Origin of the sequence: Rhodoferax lacus (assembly GCF_003415675.1) — a bacterium.
GTDB classification, from domain to species: Bacteria; Pseudomonadota; Gammaproteobacteria; order Burkholderiales; family Burkholderiaceae_C; genus Allorhodoferax; species Allorhodoferax lacus.
In genome coordinates, this window is sequence record NZ_QFZK01000001.1 from 430,554 (window position 1) to 454,450 (window position 23,897).

Genomic DNA, 23,897 nt, shown 5'->3' on the forward strand with positions numbered 1-23,897 from the left:
CTTCTCAAGATTTTTAATGGTATCACCTTCAATGCCCCTGGTTTCCGTTTACATCATTGCGTTTAACGAATCGGAAAAAGTACGCGCAACCATTGAAAGCGCGCGCTGGGCAGACGAGATCATTGTGGTGGATTCCTGGAGCACAGACGGCACCGCCGAAATCGCCACTGGCATGGGCGCGCGGGTGGTCCAAGTGGATTTCAAAGGCTTTGGTGATTTGCGCAACCAAGCCATTGCTGCCTGCAGCCATGAGTGGATATTCAGCCTGGATGCAGACGAGCGTTGCACACCGGAAGCTGCTGAAGAAGTCAGGAAACTCATTAATGACCCGAATGCGTTGGATGCCTACCGTACCCCACGTCGCAATTTCTTCATGGGCAGGTGGATCAAGCACTCCGGCTGGTACCCCAACTACCGCCAGCCCCAGTTGTTTCGCAAGGGCAAGATGTGCTATGACCAGAAGCCCGTGCACGAAGGCTATGAACTCATCGACAGCGCCAAACCCGTGGGCCATATGACAAATGCTATCTGGCAGTTCCCCTTCAAGAACATGGCTGAAGTCATGCACAAGGCCAACCGCTATTCCTCACTGGGTGCAGAGAAAATCAAGCACAAGAAGATCAGCATGGGCTCCGCATTGGCGCATGGACTCTGGTCGTTTGCCAAGCACTATGTGTTCAAGCTTGGCTTTCTGGATGGCTGGGCGGGGTTTGTGATTGCACTGGGGAACTTTGAGGGGACGTTTTACCGGTATGCGAAGGCGTTGGAGATTCAAAAGGGTGCGCAATGGAGCACTCCGACCGATACACCGAGCGGGTTAAATGGGTAACACCGACCGAGCCCTGTATTTCAGGCTTTTAAGCTATGTGAAGCCTTATTGGAGAGTCTTCGGACTTGCCGTGCTTGGTATGGTGGGCACCGCTTCAACCGAGCCGGTATTTCCGGCGATCATGAAGTTTCTTCTGGACCACGGCTTCAAGACTGAAGACCAGCGACTGGTTTGGCTGATACCGCTCAGCATTGTGGGTCTCTTCTTGGTACGCGGCTTGCTGTCATTTGTCACCAGCTACTTGATGACATGGATATCCACACGGTTGGTCTGCGATTTGCGGCGTGAACTGTTTGCCCACATCCTGGTTCTACCAACACAGGCGTTTCACGATCAATCCTCAGGCAAGCTGATTTCCAAGATTCTTTATGACGTGGACAACGTAAATCAAGCTGCCACCAATGTCCTGGTAATCGCCGTTCGAGAGTCGTTGACTGCTGTGGCATTGTTGGCCTATCTGTTGTTTTTGGACTGGAAGTTGACTTTGGTAACGCTGGCAATTGGGCCTGCCATAGCGTTCATCATCCGTGGCTTTGGCAAACGCATCCGTAAAGCCAGCAGAGACAGTTTCAACTCCATGCAGACCATTGCACACACGGTTGAAGAGAGCGCGGTGGCAAATAAGGTCATCAAGATCTATGGTGCACAGGCACAACAAAGCAGGCGCTTCTTTGAGGATACGGAGCGGTTCCGCCGCTCCATGATGCGCGAGGCAGTTCCGGCCTCTGCACTCACTCCGATTACACACTTGACGGCGTCGCTGGCCATCGCAGCCATTACCTTTATGGCCTTGAGCCAAAGCATGGGCCAAGGCGGAACCTCTGCAGGCGGATTTGTCTCGTTTATTACGACCTTGCTTCTTCTGATTTCGCCGATCAAGCAATTGACCACCATCAGCCCCATCATGCAGCGCGGACTGTCAGCTTGTGAAAGCGTGTTCCATTTTTTGGACACCCCCACAGAGCCAGATAAGGACGGTAAATTGCTGCCGCAGGTTCGCGGCGAAATTTCATTTGAAAACGTCACATTCCGTTACCCGCATGCCGACAAAGACGCGCTCTCGGACATCTGCTTCAAGGCGTTGGCAGGACAAACGGTCGCCCTGGTAGGCGCGTCCGGTGGTGGAAAGACCACGATTGGTGCGCTGATTCCACGCTTCTATTCGCCTGAAAGCGGCCGTATCAAAATTGACGGCCAAGACATCGGTGGTATCAAACTGGCAAGCCTGAGGTCCCACATCGGTCTGGTCAGCCAGGATATTGTCTTACTCAACGACACAGTAGAAGCCAATATTGCATTTGGTTTGGAGGGCACACTGGACCGGCAGCGCGTCATCAGTGCGGCAAAGGCAGCAAATGCCTGGGATTTCATAGAGCAATTGCCCCAAGGTCTGGACAGTTTGATTGGCGAAAACGGTGCCAAGCTATCCGGCGGACAAAGGCAGCGTATTGCCATCGCGCGCGCCGTTCTCAGAAATGCACCCATTTTGATTCTGGATGAAGCGACATCAGCCCTGGATACCGAGTCCGAGCGTCAGGTTCAAAATGCATTGGCCGCCCTGATGCAGAACAAGACCACACTGGTCATTGCGCACCGCCTCAGTACCATTGAGAAGGCCGACCAAATTCTGGTTCTCGATGCCGGCAGAATCGTGGAACGGGGTACCCATGCAGAACTGAGCCGCATGGGCGGCCTGTACTCCAATCTTCACCAAATGCAAACATGAAGATTCCGATATTGATGTACCACCAGATAGACGTGCCGCCCAGGCGAGGTACGTCCCTGCGCGGACTCATTGTTGCGCCCGCCTCTTTTTCGCGGCAAATGGCGATGCTCAAACTGTTGGGCTACCAGGCTTTGTCCATGCGCGATTTGGAGCCTTACCTCGCTGGTGAAAAGCAAGGCAGGGTTGTAGGCATAACCTTTGACGATGGCTTTCAGAACAATGTGCAGCATGCATTGCCCGTGCTGTTGAAACATGGCTTTACCGCAACCTGCTACGCAGTGAGCCAAGCCATCGGTGGCACCAACAGCTGGGACCTCAAATTGGGTATCGTCCAAAAGCCCCTGATGACCGCTGAAGACTGGAGGCAATGGTTGAAATCAGGTATGGAGATAGGTTCCCATACGCGTAACCATGCAAACCTGAATGAACTGTCCCGTGAGCAGGCAATTGCCGAGATCAAGGGCTCCAAAGACGACCTGGAGGCCAGGTTTTCGTGCAAAGTCAGGCATTTTTGCTACCCCTATGGTTGGTTTTCCGAACGGCACAAGCAACTTGTTCAAGACGCTGGATACATCACGGCAACCACGACGAGGCGGGGAAAAGTCGCGGTGCCGTCCGACCTATTCGCGCTGAAGCGCATCATGGTGGCGAGAGCCACCCACCTGGGGCTATTTGCCGTCAAGGTACTGACCGGATACGAAGACCGCAGAACATGAAGCCCCTGTCGCTGTACTGCAAGAGTTATTGCACCGACCTCAAGCGGGTGATTCGCCTGGCCGAATCCGTGCAAAAATTTAATCGAGAAGCATTGCCTTTTCACCTCTCTGTCCCCGAGCGGGACTACACGCTTTTTTTAGACCATCTGCGGGAATTTGATGTCGTTTTGCACAAAGACGAAGACATCATCACGGCCGCCGGTTTGAACTTGCAGCAGGTGCTTCAGATGGCTGGAAGTGCGTCACAGCAAGTCGTCAAGTCCAGTTTTTGGAAGTTGGGTCTCTCCACCTGCTACGCCTGCATCGATTCGGATTCGTTCTTCATCCGTCCATTCGGACGCGAAGATTTCCTGACCCCGGATGGAACACCTTACACCATGCTGGATGAGGGGCATGACTTGTTGGAGGATGCCATACGCCATGGTCGCCCCCGCATTGTTGACGCCTTTGAAAAGGAAGCAGCGTTGGTCCAGACCCTGTTTGCCCGCCAAGGCAAGCCGTACAGCTTTGGCCCCTTTCCCCTGGTCTGGCACCGTGATGTTTGGCAAAGCCTGGAAGTTAACTACCTGCAACCACGAAGCATGACCTTTGCCGACGCGATCACCATGGCGCCCATCGAGTCGCGCTGGTACGGCGAGGCTTTGTTGCGCTATGGAGCCATTCCCCTGGTGCCAACGCAAGCGCTTTTCAAGGTGTATCACTATGCTTGGCAGTGTGACCAGGACCGCAAGCGCGGAGTTGGTACGCAAGACCTGGCGCGACTGTACTGCGGCGTTATCCACCAGTCTGCGTGGGAGCGGGAGTTGGACTGGCCGCGTGAAGGCGGCAACTGGCTTTCCAGATTGGGCCGCAGGATCAGAAGAAAGCTGGGTCGCATTTAGCATGCAGGATGCGAACGCACATGCAGAATGGCGGGATCTGTGGAGCATTCCCGTTCTGCTTACCTCCAGCGTGATCGCACACGACACGCGCGTCGCGTTGACCAACACAGAAGAGCGGCTGGAATTTGCTCTGGAATCGGTTGCACAATGGTTGTCACTGTATCCCCAGATCCATCTGGTGCTATGCGATGGCTCCAACTTTGACTTCAGCGCGCTAGTGGCTCAACGGTTCCCCACGGCCTCCATTGAATGCGTGTATTTCGAGAACGACCAGAACGCTGTTCGCACATATGGAAGAGGCTATGGTGAGGGAGAGATCGTCCGCTTTGCCATTGCCCACTCACGGCTGATCCGGCAAGCGGGTGCGTTTGCGAAATGCACCTCCAAACTGTGGGTGAGCAACTATGCACAGTGCCTTGCAGAATGGAATGGGCTATTTCTTTGCAAGGCCGTTTTTGGCCACGTTTTTTCGCCATTCAAGAAGACGACCCTGTCCTACATCGACACCCGTTTTTACATTGCTTCCTTGCCGTACTACCAGCAGCACTTTGAATCGGCACATCAGCGGATCAACGTGGATGCGGGCAAGGGTCTTGAGGACTGCTTCTTGGAGGCCTTCTGCAGCGGCCATTTGTCGGGTGTTCTGTTGAATACGCCACCGGTCATTGACGGTGTGGGTGGCGGTATAGGCAAACACTACAAAAATCCACTGAAGCGCCGTTTGAAGGAGCGCCTACGCTTGTACCTGGTTCGCGCACAGCTGCCATTTCGCGGCCTGTTTACCCCCGTATTGAAACGCCCGTCACCTGACTAAGCTGCGTCAGCCGCAAACTGCCAACGTCCAAAAAGGTACATCAGCAACATGAACTGCATCTGCAGATAGTGCTCACGGTAAACCGAATCGGCAACCCCCCGCAATATCCAAAAGCAGCTGACCAGCACCAGTGCCATTGCCCATTGCCGGTCCACACCTGATCTCATACCCACAAGGCCGCGGTAGAAGAAGAGCCCCATCAGGCAGGCAAAGGCGAGTGTGCCAACCCAACCCAAGGCTAGTGTCAAATCAATCCAGGAATTGTGAGAATGCGCAAACTGCAAGACTGGTTCATGGCCACATTTTTCCTTGATCAGCTTGCGGTAGGACTGGCGGGAACCGTCCAGTCCTACCGGGTTCTCGAGCATTAACTGGAATCCCGCGCGGAGCACCAGAATACGCCCACCATCGGAGTTCAGTCCATCGATCACGGCCTGCACATATTTGGCGTCTCTGTCTGCGAGACGACTACGAATACCTTCCTGGACGCTGGGATCCAAACCTTCGCACAGGGCTTTGCTAGGGTCTTCAATGGCAAAGGCAGCCACCACACTGTCGGTCATGGAGAACCAGCGGGGATCGTTTTTTGCGTATTGAAAAGTCACCACCAACAAAACCAATGCAGCCAGGAATCCCAGTACAGTGCCACGCGGACCCAGGTGGACATTGTTTGGTTGACTGACAGCCGCGACGGGACGGCTGGCACGCACTTTGGTCAAGGAAATGCTGACGAGCATGATGAGAAACGCATACAAAATGGCGCCCCGTGACTGGGCGATCAAAATGCTCAGAAAGCACAATGCAATGCCAACCGAGGACGCAACCAGGCCTCTCACCCGCCGGTCACGTAGATCTTGTACCAAGGCAGCGCAAAACAGGCAGATGGATTGGCAAGCTGGGTAGCCCAGGTTGCCATGCATGGGCTCAATTCCTCTGAAGCCTTTCATCAGGGCCGACAAGGTCCAGTGGGCATTGGTCTGAAATGCCTCAGGATGCCGCAATGAATTCCAAAGCGTGGCGATGGTCGGGTTTGCAAAAAATGCACCATCGAGGAGTCCTTGCGTAGCGGCGATACACAGCAATAGATGCAGTAACAAAGGTACCGCACTTGCATAGCCCAAGGCCAGCAGTCCAGGTCCATTTCGCCCAAGCAGGTGGAATGCCGCGTATCCGATAAAGCCTGCCAAAAGAGCTTCCAGCCATTGCCCACCCAGGTTATGCCAGGCAGTAGGCGCCTCACGTGCCCATAAGGGAAACAGCAGTAGCAGCCCCACCCATAGAAGAATCGGCCATGGCATTTTTTTGAGCGAGCTACGCAGTGGATGTGCAAATCGTCCCTGTCCAAACACCAGCAATACCAGCATGGCGCCGGTCAAAAGGACGATCAGTACATTGCGCAGTGCAATCGTATTTGAAATGGGGAAAATGGCGAAAAGCAAAAGGAACAGCCCATAGATGCCATTTTTGAACGTGTACTTGCTCTCTTGAATCATTGAACTTGCTTTCAATCGTTGATGGCAGATTGCAGCGCATGCGCCAGATACAGCGAACCCGGATACGACAGGTGGTTCTCGTCCTTGAACATCGAGTGCCCTGCCCTGACCACCGGACAGGAGTCGCCGCTGCAAAGAAAATCGTTGGGGTCTATTACGTGCACTCCAGGATGCTGCGTCAAGACTGCCATGGCTTCCTTGCGCAACAAGACAGAATGAAATGCATCCGCACTGCGCGACAGCTCACACGACTGTGGAGCACGCCTTCCAAACGGCAAGTTGCCCAAACAAAACCGCGGCTCAAAACCGGTCTCCACAACCGGTAGAAAATAATATACAAGCTTGCCCGCATCAAGCAGACGAACCAAGGTGCGTTCAAGTCCATCGTGAAATTGTCGTACAGATGCGGGGCTTGCAGAGTTTGGAAGATAGCGACCCCGGAAAATCAGGAACACTTTCTTGATTTCAGGATTGTCTGCGGCGTAAGCAATCATATGGTTGATATGCGGCTGGCATTGATCTGAGTCATCACCCTGTGCATAGTCCAGAAAGGGCACACAGGCTCCGCGCCCGATACCAATCAGGTTGTCGCCAGTCTCATCCAGAACTTCAGCCAACCCCCAGTAGGCATGGAAGGCATGGCTGTCCCCCAGCACCACAGCCGTTGGTGCCAGAGCCGGATGCTTTTTCACGCAATACGATCTGCCAGGAAACTGAAATGGAATTTCACAGGAAGCTTCCGTGATCAACCCCGACTTTTCCCAATCTACAAAATCATGTTGTGCATCCGGACCCAAGGCAACCATGCTCTTGAGGCGGATGTCGGCCAAGCCCTCCCTGTCAAGGATGTTTCTTCCAAGCAAAGCCAGCACCACCATGCATCCAAGCAACAAACCAATGGACAGTTTGCGAGGCAATGTGCGAACAGGCTTCTCCAGCAATTGGTAGGTTAGCAGTGCCAGCACAAAGCTGGCCAGAACCAGAGCCAGACGCACATACCATGCTGGTGTGCCGGACAAAATAATCGTTGCAAAGCTCAGCAAAGGCCAATGCCATAGATACAAGGGGTAGCTGATTTTCCCCAACCCCGCCATCCATGAATTGGACAGAATACGTGCATTCAAGCTGCCCGCAGGGTTGGCAGCAATGAGCAATGTGGTGCCCAGCACGGCAGGCACAGCCAGTGCGCCAGGGAAACGGTCGCTGGCCCGTAATACAACGACGCTGACAGCTACCAATGCAAAGCCAATCCATGCGAGAAAGGGCCTTGACAGCATAAACACAAAACGCGACTTGGTATGCTGAAAGTTGGCCAACATGGCCCCGGCCAACAACTCCCACGCCCTGGAGAGAGGCGAATAGAAACCAGCTGTTGGGTTTTGAAAAACCAGCACGCACGAATAAGCAAGCGATACCAGGATGACAGCTCCCAACCACTTGGTTGTAGGCAGGTTTCGCCGCACACACATTGCCAGAGCGAAAGGCCAGACAATATAGAACTGCTCTTCGATGCCCAGTGACCACAAATGCAACAGAGGTTTGGTAACTGAAGCGTTGTCAAAATAATTGGACTCGAACCACAGCGTCAGGTTGGATACAAAAAGTGCTCCACTGAATATGTGCTTTCCTAACTGCATGTACTCATCACCGAGCAACGTGTACCAACCAAATACGATACAACTGCCCAGAACCAAGATCAATGCCGGAAATATGCGCAATATTCGTTTAGCGTAGAACCGCAGGATTTGGATGCCTGAACCTTGTGAGTCCAGCAACAAGATGGACGTAATCAAGAATCCTGAAATGACAAAAAAAATGTCCACACCCACAAAGCCCCCAGGGAATAAGTCGGGGAAGGCATGGAAGCCAATAACCAGTAGAACCGCAATGGCGCGCAGGCCATCGATGTCCGGCCGGTAAGGAATAGGCGCCATGCTTCAGTGCAACCAGGAAAGCAGTCTGCTGACCGAGGCCTGGGTTGAATATGGACTCGGCTTTCTGCTGTCGCAAAGACCATGGTTCATCCATTGCGCCACAAATTTTCCAATCGCCCGTGTCAATGCCACTTCTTGGGCCTGCGTGGCCTCAGCACCCAATGACTCAACATGGTGCCCATTTGCGTACAAGAGGTCTTCCATTTGCGCATTGCGATATACCAGCGCCAGGATAGGCCTCTGCATCCACAAATACTCGTACATCTTGGAAGGAATGTACTCCTCGCAAACCGGCTCCACTCCATGCAGCAGCAGCAGCACATCAGCACTGCGCATGTGCTGCAGAATCTGTTCGCGCCCGCTCTTGCCGCTCACCGGGTCGGCTTCAATACGCCCGAAGTGGCGCAGAAACGGATGCCTGGCAGCGGCTGCGGCTGCGGTAGAAACAGGGTCCAACGGTCCCCCATAAACATGCAACTCCACGCGGCCGGCCAATTCTGGCTTTTGATTCAAAAGAGCGTCCATTGCAGCAATGGTGCTGGCCAGGTTGCGCGTCTCGGACAGCGAACCAAAGTGGCCCAGCACAAACGTGTCACCCGCCTTATACGGTTCCAGCTGAAACGGCGGCGCGTCCACTCCCGGCAGCATCATGTGGCCGCGCGAACCCAGCTCCGGGTTGCGCTGCTTGGCGCTGGCCAGGGCCTGGTCGGTGAACCAGATGGCCACATCGGCCTGCCTGCAGATTTCGCTCTCCACCCGCGCCTGCATCTTCTGCTGGGGCGTGCCAGGTACGGTGCCGGGCACTACCATCGGGTCGTGCACCTCGGCCAGCCAGCGCACACCGGTGACGCGCTTGAGGGCCGCACCAGCGATGTGGGCGGCAAAGGCCCCGCCCGTGGAGTAGACCAGGTCAAACTTGCGCGAGCGCATCAGGGCGCGGCCCTTGAGGTAGGCGCTCAGCCACCAGGACCAGGAGCTCTCCACCGGGCGCAGCAGCTTTTCGAGCAGCATGAAGGGCAGCAAGACCAGCGACGCCGGCAGCATCACGGCACGGTAGCGCAGCCCCTGCCCCAAGCGCTTGCGAAGCACGTGGCGCAACTCAAAGCGTATGCCCGCTGGACCGGCAGGCCACAGTTGGTAGTGCTCGTAGTGGGTGTCGTGGCGGCCGGACACCCCGCTCAAGACCACCAGCTCAATGCCCGCTTTCTCCAGATGCGGCAGCTTGTCGGTAATGGTCTGGCTGGCGGCGCGGCCGTCCATATTGAAGGCGTGCGACAGCACCAGCCAGCGCTGCTTGTATGAAGGGGCCACCTGGGCATACAGCTGCTCATACTGCTGGGCCACCTGGGTCCAGGTGCGCTGCGCCGCAAATTCGCAGGCGTGGGCGCCCAGGCTGGCGCGCAGCATGGTGTTGCCCAACACTGCACCCACTGCACTGGCAATGGCTGGGGCGGAGGTGGGCTCGTCCAGCAGCAGAGCGTTCTGGCCTTGCGTCAGCTCGGCGCTGATACCGCAGAACCTCGCCGCACTCACCACCACCGGCAAGCCATGGGCCATGGCCTCCAGCACCACCATGGCGTAGGTGTCTTCCAAGGTGGGGTGCACCAGGCAATCAGCTGCCTGGTAGGCCACGTCCATCTGCTGCAGCGCACCCAAAAAATAGACGCGCGAAGAGAGTTGCAAGTCGGCCACGCGCTGGCGCATGGCCGCACCCTGCTCGCCCTCACCCACCACTGCCAGCCAGACGTCCGCTGGCAAGGCGGCCAGGGCCTCCAGCAAGGCAGGCAAGCCCTTCTTGCGGAAATCGTTGCCCACGAACAGCAGCCCCCTGCCCTCTGATGGCAGCCTGAGTTGTCTTCTCGCGGCTTGCTGCACGGCCGGGCTGCAGGCACCAGGTGCCTGGGACACGCCGGGTGCAATCACCTGCATGGCTGCACGTGCTGCCGGGTAGGACCGCTGCATCACATCGCGCAGCGTGCTGGACGTCAGCACCACCGCCCGTTTGGGGCCAGGCGCATAGCGCGCCGCTTCCAGCATGAGATAGGTCAGCAGCCTGGGGCTGGTGCACACCTTGAGCCAGCGCAGCCATTTGGAAAGCCCGGCACGCCCATCAAACAGATTGTGTTTGACCGGCAACACATGCACCGTCTGCACATTGCCGTGCCAGCTGTTCTCGTGCGAGTGCACGATGTCAAAGCCGCTGCGGGTGGCATGCCAGGTGGCATAGGCAAACCACAGCTGGTTGATCCAGCGTGGGCGCTTCAAAAGCAAGGGAATGGGGTGGTAGGTTACGCCCGGAAAGGCATGGGCAATGGTCTGCGCATACACATGCACCTCATGGCGCGCGGCCAGTTGCTCCACCAATGCAATGGAATAGCGCTCCGCCCCGCCACCGGTGCTGGAGAAATTTCTGCTGAGAACCGCGATACGCAAACCAGTCTACTCCCGCCGCTCAGAGCAACACAATGTCGTACTGTTCCTGCGCCATGGCCGCTTCGCTTTGCAGCGACACCGGCTTGCCGATGAATTCGCTCAAAGAAGCCAGGTGCTGGCTCTCTTCGTCCAGGAACAGTTCGATCACCTTGGGTGAGGCCACCACGCGGAACTCGCGCGGGTTGAACTGGCGGGCCTCGCGCAGGATCTCGCGGAAGATGTCGTAGGCCACGCTGCGCGGTGTCTTCACAATGCCCTTGCCCTCGCACACCGGGCAGGGCTCGCACAGCATGTGGGCCAGGGACTCGCGGGTGCGCTTGCGTGTCATCTCCACCAGGCCCAGCTGCGAGAAGCCGCCGGCCATGGTCTTGACGCGGTCGCGGGCGAGCTGCTTGCGGAACTCGGTCAGCACGGCATCACGGTGGTCTTCGCGCACCATGTCGATGAAGTCCACGATGATGATGCCACCCAGGTTGCGCAGGCGCAGTTGCCGCGCAATCGCCTGTGTGGCCTCCAGGTTGGTCTTGAAGATGGTGTCGTCAAAATTGCGCGCACCGACAAAACCGCCGGTGTTTACATCCACCGTGGTCAGCGCCTCGGTCTGGTCCACGATCAGGTAGCCGCCGGATTTGAGGTCCACGCGGCGCGCCATGGCCTTGGCAATTTCCTCGTCAATGCTGTAGAGGTCGAAGATGGGCCGCTCACCCTTGTAGTGCTGCAGCTTCTCCACGGCCATGGGCATGAACTCGGCGCCAAAGGCCTTGAGGGCCTCAAACTGCTCGCGCGAATCCACGCGTATGGTCTGCGTGGATTCACTCACCAGGTCGCGCAGCACGCGCTGCATCAGGCTCAGGTCCTGGTGCAGGATGCTTTGCGCGGGCAGGCGCAGCGATGCATCCTTGATGCGCGCCCAGGCCTTGCGCAGGTAGGCGATGTCGTCACCCAGTTCGCCGTCACTCGCATCCTCTCCATTGGTGCGCAAAATAAAACCGCCACCCTGGCTGCCGGCCAGCTTCAAGAGGCGCGCGCGCAGGTCTTCACGCTGGGTGAGCGGGATTTTTTGCGACACGCCAATGTGGTCGTCCTGCGGCAGGAACACCAAGAGGCGCCCTGCGATGCTGATCTGGGTGGAGAGGCGCGCACCCTTGGTGCCAATCGGGTCCTTGATGACCTGCACCATCAGGGACTGGCCTTCAAACACCTGCTTCTCAATGGGAATCTGGGCGGCCGCATTGCGCGCCGCGCTGATGGTCTCGCCCTCGGCCGGTGGATGCCAGACATCGGCCACATGCAGGAAAGCCGCGCGCTCCAAGCCGATATCGATAAAGGCCGACTGCATGCCGGGCAGCACGCGTGCCACCTTGCCCAGATAGACATTGCCCACCAGGCCGCGCTCCAGGGTGCGCTCCACATGCAGCTCCTGCACAGCCCCGTGCTCGACGATGGCCACGCGCGTCTCTTGCGGCGACCAGTTGATCAGAATGTCTTGCGATGGCATCAGGTCAGGCTCTTGAGCAGTTGTGCGGTCTCGAACAATGGCAGTCCCATGATGCCAGTGTAACTACCACTGATGCGGGAAATATGCGCGGCGGCCAACCCTTGCACCGCATAGGCACCGGCCTTGCCCATGGGCTCTCCGCTGGCCACGTAGGCGCGGATCTCGGACTCGCTCATGCGGGCAAACGTCACGTTGGACTCACTGCAGGCCTGCGCCACTTTTTCATTCAACCCAATCGCCACGGCCGTCAGCACCCCATGGGTCTGGCCGGACAGCGCCTGCAGCATGCGTACCGCATCGTCTGCGTCCAACGGTTTGGCATAAATGGTCTGGCCCAGCGCCACCGTGGTGTCGGCGCACAGCACCGGCGCCTCCGGCAGGCCACGCGCCTTGCGGCGTTGCAGCGCTGCCAGCAGTTTCAGATGGGTCACGCGCTGCACATAGGTTTCAGGGCTCTCGCCGCTCAGGTGCTCTTCCAGCGACTCGGCATCTTCCTCGGGTCCGGCCAGCAGCAATTCGTGCTGCACACCCAACTGGGTCAGCAACTGGCTGCGGCGCGGGCTTTGGGAGGCGAGGTAGATAAAAGGGTACATGGACGGTGCGTGGTTCGGTAGCGGCCAAGTGCCGCTACTCACGGTGGTAAGGATGGTTGGCGTTGATGGACCAGGCCCGGTACAACTGCTCGATCAACAGCACGCGCGCAAAGGCGTGGGGCAGCGTCAGGTCGGACAGGCGTATGCGCTCGTGCGCTGCCTGCTTGAAGGCGGGGTCCAGCCCGTCCGGTCCGCCAATCACCAGCGCCACATCGCCGCCGCCGAGTTGCCAGTCGGTCAGGCGACCGGCCAGCGCCATGGTGGTGAGGTTGCTGCCGCGCTCGTCCAGCACCACGATGCGGGTGCCCTTGGGGATGGCTGCCTCGATGCGCCCACGCTCCGCGGCATACAGGGCCTCTAACGTCTTGGAGCCGCGCGTCTCGGTCTTGACGGCCTTGAGCTCGACCTTGAGCTCGTGCGGAAAGCGCTTGGCGTAATCGTCCCAGGCGGTTTGCGCCCAGTCGGGCACGCGCAAGCCAACAGCCACAATCAGCAGCCGCATGGCGGGGCTCAGCCCTTGCTTACGGTCTTCTTGGCAGCGGGCTTGCGCACTTCAGCCTTCTTGGCTGCCACGCGCGCCACGGTCTTGGCCGGTGCCTTGACCACCAGGGTCTTGGCGGCCACCTTGACGGCGGGTGCCTTCGCTGCGGGCGACTTGGCTGCGACCTTCTTGGCCGGTGCAACGGGTCCGCGTGTAGAGGTGGACTTGGCGGCTGCCGACTTGGCAGGGGCGGACTTCACGGCTGCCTTCTTCACCGCAGCGGCCTTGACGGCCTCGTTCTTCTTCACTTGCGCCTTGGACGGGAACACCTCGGCCACGCCCTTCTTGGCAGCGCTGGACCGCTTCAGGGTGGCGGGTGGCACGCCCTTGGTGACAACGGCCACTTCCTTCTCGGGGGCGGCGGGTTTGGCCGAGCCCAGCTTCAGGCGCACGGGCTTTTCGCCCCACAGCTCTTCGAGGTGGTAGTACTGGCGGAAGTTGGGTTGCATGATGTGCACCACGGCCTGACCGCAGTCCACGATGATCCATTCGCCGTTGGTTTCGCCTTCCACGCGGGGCTTGGGGAAACCGGCTTCGCGCACGGCATCGCGCACGCTGGCGGCCAGGGCCTTGGTCTGGCGGTTGGAGGTGCCTGATGCAATGATGACCCGTTCAAACAGTGCCGACAGATGCTCGGTGTCAAACACCACGATGTCCTGCGCTTTCACATCTTCGAGGCCATCAACAATGGCGCGCTGGAGCTTTTGGGTGTCTTTTTTTACAACGGTAGGTGTGGTCATCAGTCAGCTTGGTAAAGGTGGTGTTGGTCAATATAACGCGCAACGGATTCCAAGACCAGAGCTGAAACACTCTGTCCGCGCGCAGTTCTGTCGCGGACTTCGGTGGCATTCAAGGGGCTTGGGGGCAACTGCAGTCGCTGCAAAGGAACGCCTTGCAGCTTGGGCGAATCATCGGCTGAACTGTCAGCCGCATGGGGTTCGGAGCGCGAAGCTACACAAATTATAGCAGCCAGGCCCAGATCCTCGGCCCGGTGCCAGCTGGCCAGTGCCTTGGCCTGGTCCTCGCCCATGACCAGATAGAGCTGCGCGCCTGGGTATTCGGACTGCAACTCCTGCAGCGTGTCGATGGTGTAGCTGGGGCCGCTGCGCAGGGTTTCACGCGCGTCCACCTGCGCGCGGTTGACATGGGCAAAGGCCAGGCTGCACATGGCCAGGCGGTGCTCGGCAGCCGTGAGCGGGCGCTGCTTGTGCCAGGCGTGGCCAGTGGGAACAATGTGCAGCACATCGAGCTGCAGCTGCGCAATCGCAGCCTCTGCCAGCGCCACATGGGTGCGGTGCGGTGGGTCAAACGCCCCACCAAACAGCCCTACCCGCTTGGGTGCAGTCATTGCGTCGGCCGGGCTCAGACCCAATCCCGGCGCGGCAGGAAGTCGGTATACAGCGCAGCTTCCGGTGTACCCGCCTCGGGCACATTCTGGTACGACCAGCTGGCGTGCGGTGGCATGGACAAAAGAATGGATTCGGTGCGCCCGCCCGACTGCAGACCGAAGTGCGTGCCCCGGTCCCACACCAGATTGAACTCCACATAACGGCCGCGCCGGTAAAGTTGGAACGCCCGCTCGCGCTCGCCATAGGCTGTGTGTTTGCGCCGCTCTACGATGGGCAGATAGGCCGCCAGAAACGCATCACCCACGGCCTGCAGCATGCCAAAGCTGCGCTCCTGACCCAGCTCGGAAAAGTCGTCAAAGAACACACCACCCACACCGCGCGCTTCGTTGCGGTGTTTGAGGAAGAAGTAGTCGTCGCACCAGGTCTTGAAGCGCGGGTATTTGTCGGCACCAAAGGGCGCGAGCGCATCTTTGCAGACCTGGTGGAAGTGCTTGGCGTCTTCCTCAAAACCATAGAACGGCGTCAGGTCCATGCCGCCACCAAACCAGCACACCTCGCTGCCATCCGGCGCCTTGGCTGCCAGCATGCGCACGTTCATGTGCACCGTAGGCACATAGGGGTTGCGCGGGTGGAACACCAGTGACACGCCCATGGCCTCAAACGGCGCACCCGAGAGTTCGGGGCGGTGCTGGGTGGCACTGGGCGGCAGTCTGGGGCCGCGCACATGGGAGAAGCCGCAACCGGCCCGCTCGAATACCGGGCCGCCTTCTGTTATTTTGGTGATGCCGTTGCCCTGCAGCATCTCGCCCGCGGGCTTCTCCCAGGCGTCCACCAAAAAGCTGCCTCCATCCACCGCCGCAATCGCATCGGTGATGCGGGTCTGCAGGCCGACCAGGTAGGCACGTACGGTGGCGGGTGAAAAAGGCTGGGGTGCGGTAGTGGTGTTCATTTTTCAATTATCTGTATGGGCGCAGCCAGTGCGGGATGCTTGCCGCTCGCCCCTTGCAAGGCTGTGGCAATGCGCTGCATGTCGACCGCCACATCGCCTGTGAGCGCGAAGTAGTGCGTGATTTCAATCGTCTTTGCTGCGTAATTCACGGTGCAGACGCCCAGCGGCACATTGGCACCGTTAGCCACCTGGTAGAAGCCACTGCGCCACCCAGCGGTCCACTTGCGTGTGCCCTCGGGCGCCAGCGCCAACCAGAAGAAACTGTCACTGGCCCGGCATTGCTCCAGTGTGCGCACCATGTCACCCACCACGCCACGCGGGCTGTCGCGCAGAATAGGCACGCCACCTATCCAGCGCAGCCAGCGCCCGGCCAGCGGAATGTTGAAGAGCGATGCCTTGCCCCAGAACTTCATGGGAAAACCCGCAGCCCACTTGGCCAGCACCATGTACAAAAAGTCCCAGTTGCTGGTATGTGGGTAGACCACCATCACGCCTTGGCGCGCAGGCAGGCCATCCATGCGGAACTGCCAACCCAGCAGGGCCAGCAGCCCGCGTGCCAGGGCGCTGCCCCGCACCGGCACGGCCAGGGGCCGGGGAAAGTCATCTGCCATTGCAGGGCTCGGAAACGGCACGCATGGTTCAGTGCAATGGCAGCCCGGCCACTCAGGGCTTGATCGCCCGAAAGCCGATGTCGGTGCGGTACTGCATGCCATCAAAGTGAATGCCCTTGATGACCTGGTAGGCCTTTTGCTGCGCCAGGCGCACGCTGTCGGCCAGCGCAGTCACGCACAACACGCGCCCGCCCGAGGTCTGCAAGGCATCGCCCTGCAGCACGGTACCCGCGTGGAACACGGCGCTGTCATCGGTGTGCGCCGGAATGCCGGTGATGGCATCACCCTTGCGGGGCGACATGGGGTAACCCGGTGCGGCCAGCACCACGCCGAGTGCTGCGCGGCGGTCCCACTGCAGTTCGATACCGTCGAGCTTGCCGTGCGGGCCCGGCTCGGTGGCGGCCCACAGCACATCCACCAGGTCGGTCTTCAGACGCATCATGATGGGCTGGGTTTCCGGGTCGCCCATGCGGCAGTTGAATTCCAGCGTCTTGGCGTGGCCTTGTGCGTCAATCATCAGCCCGGCATACAAAAAGCCGGTGAAGGGAATGCCGTCCTTCTCCATGCCCTTGATGGTGGGAAGAATCACCTCGCGCATGGCACGGGCATGCACTTCGGGTGTGACCACCGGTGCAGGGGAATAGGCACCCATGCCGCCGGTGTTGGGGCCCTGGTCGCCATCCTGCAGGCGCTTGTGGTCCTGGCTGGTGGCCAGGGCCAATACGTTCTTGCCGTCGCACATGACGATGAAGCTGGCTTCTTCGCCTTCCAGAAACTCTTCGATCACCACCCGCGCGCCACCCTCGTTGTGCGTCACACCCAGGGTGTTGTCCACCAGCATGAAGTCAATCGCGTCGTGTGCTTCCTGCGCGTTCATGGCCACGACCACGCCCTTGCCGGCAGCCAGGCCGTCGGCCTTGACCACGGTGGGCGCGCCCATCTTGTTCACGTAGGCGTGGGCCGCCACCGGGTCCGAGAAGGTGGCGTATTCGGCGGTGGGAATGCCGTGGCGGCGCATGAAGGCCTTGGAGAAAGCCTTGGAGCTTTCCAGTTGTGCAGCGGCCTTTGTGGGGCCAAAGATGCGCATGCCGTGGGCACGGAACTCATCCACCACACCGGCGGCCAAGGGGCCTTCCGGGCCGACCACTGTCATGGCGATCTTGTTGGCTTGGGCCCAGGCGCGCAGTTCCACGATGTCGGTGATGGGCAGGTTTTGCATGCGCGCATCCAGGGCCGTGCCGCCATTGCCAGGGGCCACAAACACCATCTGCACCTTGGGCGACTGTGCAATCTTCCAGGCCAGCGCGTGCTCGCGTCCGCCGCCGCCAATAACCAGTATTTTCATTTGAGGGCTCACAGTGCAGCGTTGTGGTAAACCTCCTGGACATCGTCCAGGTCTTCCAGCACATCCAGCAGCTTTTGCATGCGCTCGGCGTCTTCCGCGCTGAGCTCCACGGTGTTTTCGGGGCGCATGGTGACACCGGCCACGGCAGCTACGAGCCCTGCCGCATCTAGCGCGGCCTTGACGGCTTCAAAGTCGGTCACGGCGGTGATCACCTCTACAGCACCGTCGTCATCGGTGATGACATCGTCGGCACCGGCATCCAGGGCCACTTCCATGATCTTGTCTTCATCGCTGCCCGGCGCGTAAATCAGCTGGCCGCAATGTTTGAACTGGAACACAACCGAGCCTTCTGTGCCCATGTTGCCGCCATTGCGGTTAAAGGCGTAACGCACCTCGGCCACAGTGCGCACGCGGTTGTCGGTCATGGTGTCGAGCAGGATGGCTGCACCGCCAATGCCATAGCCTTCGTAGCGGATTTCTTCGTAGTTCACGCCCTCGGCATTGCCGGTGGCTTTGTCGATGTTGTATTTAATGCGGTCGGCCGGCATATTGGCGGCCTTGGCCTTTTCAACGGCCAGGCGCAGACGCGGGTTGATGCCCAGGTCGCCTCCACCGGCGCGGGCTGCCACGGTGATTTCACGGATGATGCGTGTCCAAATCTTGCCCCGCTTTTCGTCCTGACGGCCCTTGCGGTGCTGAATATTGGCCCATTTACTGTGTCCTGCCACGCGAAATCCTTTAAAAATTCGTTACGCTTATGTGGATTGTACTTTTCAGGATCACCATGGCAGAGAACACCGACAACGGCATACTGATTGCACAACATGCTGCAGCAAAAAATCCCATCCAGTGCTTCTTGCGGCCCGACAAGGCCAACCGCCACGGACTGATCACCGGCGCCACCGGCACCGGCAAGACCATCACCCTGCAAACCCTGGCCGAAGGTTTTTCGGATTTGGGCGTTCCCGTGTTCATGGCCGACATCAAGGGTGACCTGACCGGCATCTCGCAAAAAGGCGTGCTGTCCGACAAGCTGGGCAAGATCATCAAGGAACGCGGCTTCGATGCACCTGCCTTCCAGGCCTACCCCGCCACTTTGTGGGATGTATTTGGCGAACAGGGCCACCCGGTGCGCGCCACGGTGAGCGACCTGGGCCCCCTGCTGCTGGCCCGCATGCTCAACCTGAACGAAACCCAGGAAGGCGTGTTGCAACTGGTGTTCAAGATTGCCGATGACGACGGCCTTTTGCTGCTGGACATGAAGGACTTGCGCGCCATGTGCCAGCACGTGGGCGACAACGCGGCCACCTACACCACCGAGTATGGCAACATCAGCGCCGCCAGCATTGGCGCCATTCAGCGCGGGCTGATGCAGGTGGAGCAGCAAGGCGGCAACCAGTTCTTTGGCGAGCCCATGCTCAACATTGCCGACTTCATGCAGACCGACAGCTCGGGCAAAGGCGTGATCAACATCCTGGCCGCCGACAAACTGATGAACTCCCCGCGCCTGTACGCCACATTTCTGCTGTGGATGCTGAGCGAGCTGTTCGAGACGCTGCCCGAGGTGGGCGACCTGGACAAACCCAAATTGGTGTTCTTCTTTGACGAGGCGCACCTGCTGTTCAACGACGCGCCCAAGGTGCTGATCGAGCGCATCGAACTGGTGGTGCGCCTGGTGCGCAGCAAGGGCGTGGGCGTGTTCTTTGTCACGCAAAACCCGCTGGACATTCCCGACACCGTGCTGGCCCAGTTGGGCAACCGCGTGCAGCACGCCCTGCGCGCCTTCACCCCGCGTGACCAGAAGGCCGTCAAGGCAGCCGCTGAAACCATGCGCGCCAACCCCGGCCTGGATGTGGCAGCCGCCATCACCGAGTTGGGCGTGGGCGAAGCGTTGGTGAGCCTGCTGGATGAGAAGGGCCGCCCAACGCTTACGGAGCGCGTGTTCATCCTGCCGCCCAATAGCCAGATCGGCCCCATCACTGCGGCCCAGCGCAAGGAGCTGATCGACAACTCCATCGTCGCCGGTGTGTACGAAAAAGCCGTGGACCGCGAGTCCGCCTTTGAGGCCATCAAGGGCCGTGTCGAGAACCGCATGGCCCCGGCTTCCAACGGTGCTGGCGCTGAGGCAGCACCGGCAGCCAAGCGCACGCCTTCGGTGCGGGGCGGGCCTGCGGCGCCAGCTGAAAGCCAGGCTGCCCCCGAGCGCGGCATGCTCGACGGCCTGGGCGACTTGCTCGGTGGTGGCGCCCGCCGCACGCGCTCCAGCGCGGGTGAGCAACTCATCAAGAGCGCTGCCAGTTCGATTGGCCGCGAAGTGGGCCGCCAGATCATCCGCGGCGTACTGGGCAGCATCTTTGGTGGCAGCCGCCGCTAGTTCTGCAATACCAGGCCGCAACACCCACCCAATATCTCTTCAGGAAAGAACCACACCATGACCCCAATCGACCCCGCAGCCCGTGCCAATGTGCACCTGATAGACCACCCGCTGGTGCAGCACAAGCTCACCCTGATGCGCAAAAAAGAGGCCAGCACCAACAGTTTTCGCCGGCTGCTGGGCGAGCTCAGCAGCCTGATGGCCTATGAGGTCAGCCGCGACATGGCACTGCAGGACGTGGTGATCGAAACCCCGCTGGAGACCATGACGGCCAAGGTGATTGACGGCAAGAAGCTGGTGTTTGTAAGCATCCTGCGTGCGGGCAACGGCATTCTGGACGGCGTGCTCTCGGTGGTGCCGGGTGCGCGTGTGGGCCACATCGGCCTGTACCGCGACCCCAACACCCTGCAGGCGGTGGAGTACTACTTCAAGATGCCCAAGAACATGGAAGAGCGCGACATCGTGGTGGTGGACCCCATGCTGGCCACCGGCAACTCGGCTGCTGCAGCGGTCACGCGCCTGAAAGAGTGCAAGCCCAAATCCATCAAGTTCCTGTGCCTGCTGACCTGCCCCGAAGGCATCAACACCATGTACAAAGCCCACCCGGATGTGCCTGTCTACACGGCGGCAATAGACCGCGAGCTCAACAGCCACGGCTACATCCTGCCGGGTCTGGGCGATGCCGGTGACCGCATATTTGGAACCCAATGATGAACTTGCTCGACAAAGACCTGCAACGCTTGGCGCTGCAAGAGCAACTGCTAGTGCTGGAGCGCTTTGACGAGGCCACGGCCTGGGAGCTGGGGCTTTCCATCAAGGCGTTGTGTGAGGCGCGCAAACAGGCCCTCACCATCGAGATCCGCCGCGCCAAGGAAACCCTGTTCTTCTACGCCATGCCGGGCACCACGCCCAACAATGCGGAGTGGGCACGGCGCAAGCGCAACACGGTGGACTTGTTGCAGCGCAGCTCCTATTCCGTAGGGCTGGCGCATCAGAAGGACAACAGTTCCTTGCCACAAAAGACCGGCGTGGCCTTGGCTGATTTCGCCGAGCACGGTGGCAGTTTCCCCATCCGCGTGAAGGGTGTGGGGTGTGTGGGAACGGTCACTGTTTCCGGCGTGCCGCAGCGGGAGGATCACGCGATTGTGGTTGAGGCGCTGGCTGCGCTTTGTGGGGTGCCGTTGGCGGATGTGGCTTTGGATTAGTTTGTTCTTGCTTTCAGCTTTTGTTTGATTGGCTGCGTTTTTCCCTGCGGGGCTTTTGTAGGCCCCCCTATCCCCCCCCGCCCCTTTCGCCCCCGCCGGGGCGAAAGGGGCGCCAAGACGGACAGCCGATTTGGTTGCGTCGCGCCGACTACGGAATTACGAGCGCAATGTTGCCACCGCTGTTTGCTGGCTTAAAGCTCACGCCTAAAGTTCCGAGCGCCGGAGGCGTTAGTCAAACGACACGCCGGTAAGGCCGTAGCCGAAGCGAGGCAACCAAATCGGCTGTCCGCATTAGGCACCCCTTACCCCGACGGGGGGTCAGGGGCGGGGGGATGGGGGAGTTAAAAAAACTTACCTGCGACGCGCAGAACGAACCCCCGGCAACTCACCAACCACCCCCAACACCCGGGCCAAGCGGCCAGACTCCGAAACCTCCACCGTAAACGTCATCCACGCAGTGCCCTTGATCGACTGCGTCTGCACCCCGATCACATTCATCTTCTCCTTGGTAAACACCTCGGAGATATCGCGCAGCAGGCCCTGCCGGTCATTGGCCTGAATGGCCACATCCACAGGGTAGACGCTGCTGTCCTTGCCCGGTGCAGAGCCCCAGGCCACATCAATGCAGCGGTCGCCGCTGCGCTGAATCATGTTGCGCAGGTTGGTGCAGTCCGAGCGGTGCACGGCCACACCCTTGCCGCGGGTGACAAAGCCGGTGATCAGGTCAGGCGGTGCGGGCTTGCAGCAGTTGGCCAATTGCGTCATCAGCGAATCCACGCCCACCACCAGCACGCCGCCCTTGCCGTGGCCGGCGGCGCTGGGTTTTTTGAGCAGAGGCGCCTCAAACTGGTCAGCCACCGGTTCGGGCGGCCGCAGCACAATTTCAATATTGCGCAGCGAGAACTCGTCCTTGCCCACCACCTCAAACAATTCATCGGCCGAGTTGAAGCCGAGCTGCGAAGCCAGATCGTCGAGTTTGACGGAGGTCTTGCCTTCACGCTGCAGCAGCTTCTCTACGGCCTCGCGGCCCAAGGCCCGCGTCTCACCCATGGCCAGCACGTTGAACCAGGCGCGTACCTTGGCGCGCGCCCGGTGACTGGCCAGAAAGCCCAGCTCGGGGTTGAGCCAGTCACGCGAGGGGCCGCCCTCCTTGACTGTGGTGACTTCCACGGTCTGGCCGTTCTTCAAGGGCGTGTTGAGCGGCACCATGTGGCCGTCGATCCTGGCACCACGGCAGCGGTGTCCCAGGCTGGTGTGCACGCTGTAGGCAAAGTCCACGGCAGTGGCGCCTTGGGGCAGTTCCACTACGGCAGCGTCCGGGGTCAGTACATAGATGCGGTCATCCAGCACCGGCGCGTCATGGGACTGCGCGCCCTCACCCGCATGCGCACCCGAGAGGTCTCGCTCCCAGGCCAGCAGTTGGCGCAGCACCGCGATCTTGGCGTCGTACTCACTGCTGGCCGACACACCGGCATAGCCCTTGGTGCCCGCTTCCTTGTAGGCCCAGTGGGCGGCCACGCCGTGCTCGGCGTGGTCGTGCATGGCCTGGGTGCGCAGTTGCACTTCGATGGGCTTGCCGCTTTGGTCGCGCACCACGGTGTGCAGTGACTGGTAACCGTTGGCCTTGGGCTTGGCAATGTAGTCGTCAAACTCGTCGGCAATCGGCGCAAAGTGGCTATGCACCCAAGCCAGGGCCGCGTAGCAATCGGGCACGCTGGGCACCACGATGCGCAGGGCGCGTACGTCGTATACATGGGCAAAGTCCAGCGACTTGCCTCGCATCTTCTTGACGATGCTGTAGATGTGCTTGGGCCTGCCCTGCACCTTTGCCTGGATACCCTGCGCGGCCAGGTCGTCTGCCAGCTGCTGGCGCAGCGCTTCCATGGAGGCCTCGCGCTCGGTGCGTTTTTCATCCAGCAGTTTGGCAATCTGGCGGTAGGTGTCGGGCTCCAGAAAGCGGAAGGACAGGTCCTCGAGTTCCCACTTGATTTCCCATATGCCCAGGCGGTTGGCCAAGGGCGCAAATACCTGCAGCGATTCCTTGGCCAGGCCGGCCGGCACGGGCAACTTGGTGGCAGCAAAGAAACGCAGCGTCTGCAAGCGGGACGCCAGGCGCAGCATGACCACACGCAGGTCGCGCGAGAAGGCCAGCAGCATCTTGCGCACGCTCTCGGTTTGCGCTGCCGCTGTCTGGGCCATGGGCGCATTGCCGCCCGCATGCGAAGCCGAGTTCTGCGCCACGCGCGCCATGCGTTGCACCCGCACCAGCTTGGTGGTCTCCAGGGCCAGGTTGGCAAAACTGGCACCAAAGGCCTTGGTGATGACTTCTTGGGGCTTGTTCAGGTGGTCGCAGGCATACACCAGGTAGCAGGCGGCCTGCATGGCTTCGGAGCCGCCTATGTTCTTGAGGATCAGGGCCACGGCATCGGCGTGGGCGAGGATGTTCTCGCCCGTGTCCAGGGTTTCGCTGGTGAGCAGCGGCTCGGCAAAGGCGCGGGCACGCGACAACGCACCGGCCTGCTCGGGCAGGCCTTGGGCGGTGATGGCCAGCACCGGAGGCGGGGCCAGGCTGCCGTTTTCGGCAGAGTTGCTTTTCATGGGAAGAC

The 23,897-nt window shown here is 59.8% G+C and carries 21 protein-coding genes; 8 read left to right on the plus strand and 13 right to left on the minus strand.

Features of this window, described 5'->3' with window-relative positions:
- The first annotated feature begins 31 nt into the window (after positions 1–31).
- Genes DIC66_RS01930 through DIC66_RS01950 form a run of 5 tightly spaced genes read left to right on the plus strand, consistent with a single transcriptional unit; the run spans position 32 to position 4,966 of the window.
- A complete protein-coding gene (locus DIC66_RS01930; protein WP_117173490.1) occupies positions 32–829 on the plus strand; it encodes a glycosyltransferase family 2 protein in 798 nt (265 codons plus the stop codon).
- A complete protein-coding gene (msbA, locus tag DIC66_RS01935; RefSeq protein ID WP_117173492.1) occupies positions 822–2,555 on the plus strand; it encodes a lipid A export permease/ATP-binding protein MsbA in 1,734 nt (577 codons plus the stop codon). The genes DIC66_RS01930 and msbA overlap by 8 nt, the downstream gene beginning before the upstream one ends.
- Positions 2,552–3,271 carry a polysaccharide deacetylase family protein gene (locus DIC66_RS01940; RefSeq protein WP_117173494.1) on the plus strand — a complete coding sequence of 240 codons (720 nt, stop codon included), beginning with the start codon at positions 2,552–2,554 and terminating at the stop codon, positions 3,269–3,271. The genes msbA and DIC66_RS01940 overlap by 4 nt, the downstream gene beginning before the upstream one ends.
- Positions 3,268–4,152, plus strand: coding sequence for a DUF6492 family protein (locus tag DIC66_RS01945; protein ID WP_117173496.1), 885 nt, complete (start codon positions 3,268–3,270; stop codon positions 4,150–4,152). Before DIC66_RS01940 ends, DIC66_RS01945 begins: the two co-directional genes overlap by 4 nt.
- A 1-nt stretch (position 4,153) precedes the next feature.
- Positions 4,154–4,966 carry a hypothetical protein gene (locus DIC66_RS01950; protein WP_117173497.1) on the plus strand — a complete coding sequence of 271 codons (813 nt, stop codon included), beginning with the start codon at positions 4,154–4,156 and terminating at the stop codon, positions 4,964–4,966.
- Here DIC66_RS01950 and DIC66_RS01955 read toward each other — a convergent pair.
- The 12 genes from DIC66_RS01955 to DIC66_RS02010 are packed head-to-tail and all read right to left on the minus strand — an operon-like array spanning position 4,963 to position 18,440.
- Positions 4,963–6,459, minus strand: a complete 1,497-nt coding sequence (locus DIC66_RS01955; protein ID WP_117173499.1) for an O-antigen ligase family protein — start codon at positions 6,457–6,459, stop codon at positions 4,963–4,965. The two genes, DIC66_RS01950 and DIC66_RS01955, sit on opposite strands and share 4 nt — an antisense overlap.
- A gap of 11 nt (positions 6,460–6,470) precedes the next feature.
- Complete coding sequence (locus tag DIC66_RS01960) at positions 6,471–8,393, minus strand: acyltransferase family protein (RefSeq protein ID WP_117173501.1); 1,923 nt, start codon at positions 8,391–8,393, stop codon at positions 6,471–6,473.
- 3 nt (positions 8,394–8,396) lie between these two features.
- Positions 8,397–10,826 carry a glycosyltransferase family 4 protein gene (locus DIC66_RS01965; protein WP_117173503.1) on the minus strand — a complete coding sequence of 810 codons (2,430 nt, stop codon included), beginning with the start codon at positions 10,824–10,826 and terminating at the stop codon, positions 8,397–8,399.
- A 19-nt stretch (positions 10,827–10,845) separates the two neighbouring features.
- Positions 10,846–12,324, minus strand: coding sequence for a ribonuclease G (gene rng / locus DIC66_RS01970; protein ID WP_117173505.1), 1,479 nt, complete (start codon positions 12,322–12,324; stop codon positions 10,846–10,848).
- On the minus strand, positions 12,324–12,917 hold the full coding sequence (locus DIC66_RS01975) for a Maf family protein (RefSeq protein ID WP_117173507.1): 594 nt from the start codon (positions 12,915–12,917) through the stop codon (positions 12,324–12,326). The genes rng and DIC66_RS01975 overlap by 1 nt, the downstream gene beginning before the upstream one ends.
- A gap of 34 nt (positions 12,918–12,951) precedes the next feature.
- Positions 12,952–13,419 carry a 23S rRNA (pseudouridine(1915)-N(3))-methyltransferase RlmH gene (gene rlmH / locus DIC66_RS01980; RefSeq protein WP_117173509.1) on the minus strand — a complete coding sequence of 156 codons (468 nt, stop codon included), beginning with the start codon at positions 13,417–13,419 and terminating at the stop codon, positions 12,952–12,954.
- An 8-nt stretch (positions 13,420–13,427) separates the two neighbouring features.
- Positions 13,428–14,198 carry a ribosome silencing factor gene (gene rsfS / locus DIC66_RS01985; RefSeq protein WP_117173511.1) on the minus strand — a complete coding sequence of 257 codons (771 nt, stop codon included), beginning with the start codon at positions 14,196–14,198 and terminating at the stop codon, positions 13,428–13,430.
- Positions 14,198–14,806 (minus strand): nicotinate (nicotinamide) nucleotide adenylyltransferase, encoded by a 609-nt coding sequence (gene nadD / locus DIC66_RS01990; RefSeq protein WP_199534639.1) that lies wholly within the window; start codon positions 14,804–14,806, stop codon positions 14,198–14,200. Before nadD ends, rsfS begins: the two co-directional genes overlap by 1 nt.
- A gap of 14 nt (positions 14,807–14,820) precedes the next feature.
- Entirely contained in the window at positions 14,821–15,756 is a 936-nt protein-coding gene (gene hemF / locus DIC66_RS01995) for an oxygen-dependent coproporphyrinogen oxidase (RefSeq protein ID WP_117173512.1), read from the minus strand.
- Positions 15,753–16,367: a 1-acyl-sn-glycerol-3-phosphate acyltransferase gene (locus tag DIC66_RS02000; RefSeq protein ID WP_233505746.1), complete on the minus strand. Its 615-nt coding sequence runs from the start codon at positions 16,365–16,367 to the stop codon at positions 15,753–15,755. The genes hemF and DIC66_RS02000 overlap by 4 nt, the downstream gene beginning before the upstream one ends.
- A gap of 52 nt (positions 16,368–16,419) precedes the next feature.
- Positions 16,420–17,712: a phosphoribosylamine--glycine ligase gene (gene purD / locus DIC66_RS02005; RefSeq protein ID WP_117173514.1), complete on the minus strand. Its 1,293-nt coding sequence runs from the start codon at positions 17,710–17,712 to the stop codon at positions 16,420–16,422.
- 8 nt (positions 17,713–17,720) lie between these two features.
- Complete coding sequence (locus tag DIC66_RS02010; RefSeq protein ID WP_117173516.1) at positions 17,721–18,440, minus strand: YebC/PmpR family DNA-binding transcriptional regulator; 720 nt, start codon at positions 18,438–18,440, stop codon at positions 17,721–17,723.
- Between the two features lie 56 nt (positions 18,441–18,496).
- Between DIC66_RS02010 and DIC66_RS02015 the strand changes: the two genes are divergently transcribed.
- From DIC66_RS02015 to DIC66_RS02025, 3 genes are read left to right on the plus strand one after another with little or no spacing between them, the layout of a single operon-like run.
- On the plus strand, positions 18,497–20,086 hold the full coding sequence (locus DIC66_RS02015; RefSeq protein WP_117174122.1) for a helicase HerA-like domain-containing protein: 1,590 nt from the start codon (positions 18,497–18,499) through the stop codon (positions 20,084–20,086).
- Positions 20,087–20,143: 57 nt separating this feature from the next.
- A complete protein-coding gene (upp, locus tag DIC66_RS02020) occupies positions 20,144–20,797 on the plus strand; it encodes a uracil phosphoribosyltransferase (RefSeq protein ID WP_117173518.1) in 654 nt (217 codons plus the stop codon).
- Positions 20,797–21,291 carry a heme-degrading domain-containing protein gene (locus DIC66_RS02025; RefSeq protein ID WP_117173520.1) on the plus strand — a complete coding sequence of 165 codons (495 nt, stop codon included), beginning with the start codon at positions 20,797–20,799 and terminating at the stop codon, positions 21,289–21,291. The genes upp and DIC66_RS02025 overlap by 1 nt, the downstream gene beginning before the upstream one ends.
- Before the next feature lie 351 nt (positions 21,292–21,642).
- Here DIC66_RS02025 and DIC66_RS02030 read toward each other — a convergent pair whose 3' ends face one another.
- A complete protein-coding gene (locus DIC66_RS02030) occupies positions 21,643–23,889 on the minus strand; it encodes a RelA/SpoT family protein (RefSeq protein ID WP_117173522.1) in 2,247 nt (748 codons plus the stop codon).
- Positions 23,890–23,897: the final 8 nt, after the last annotated feature.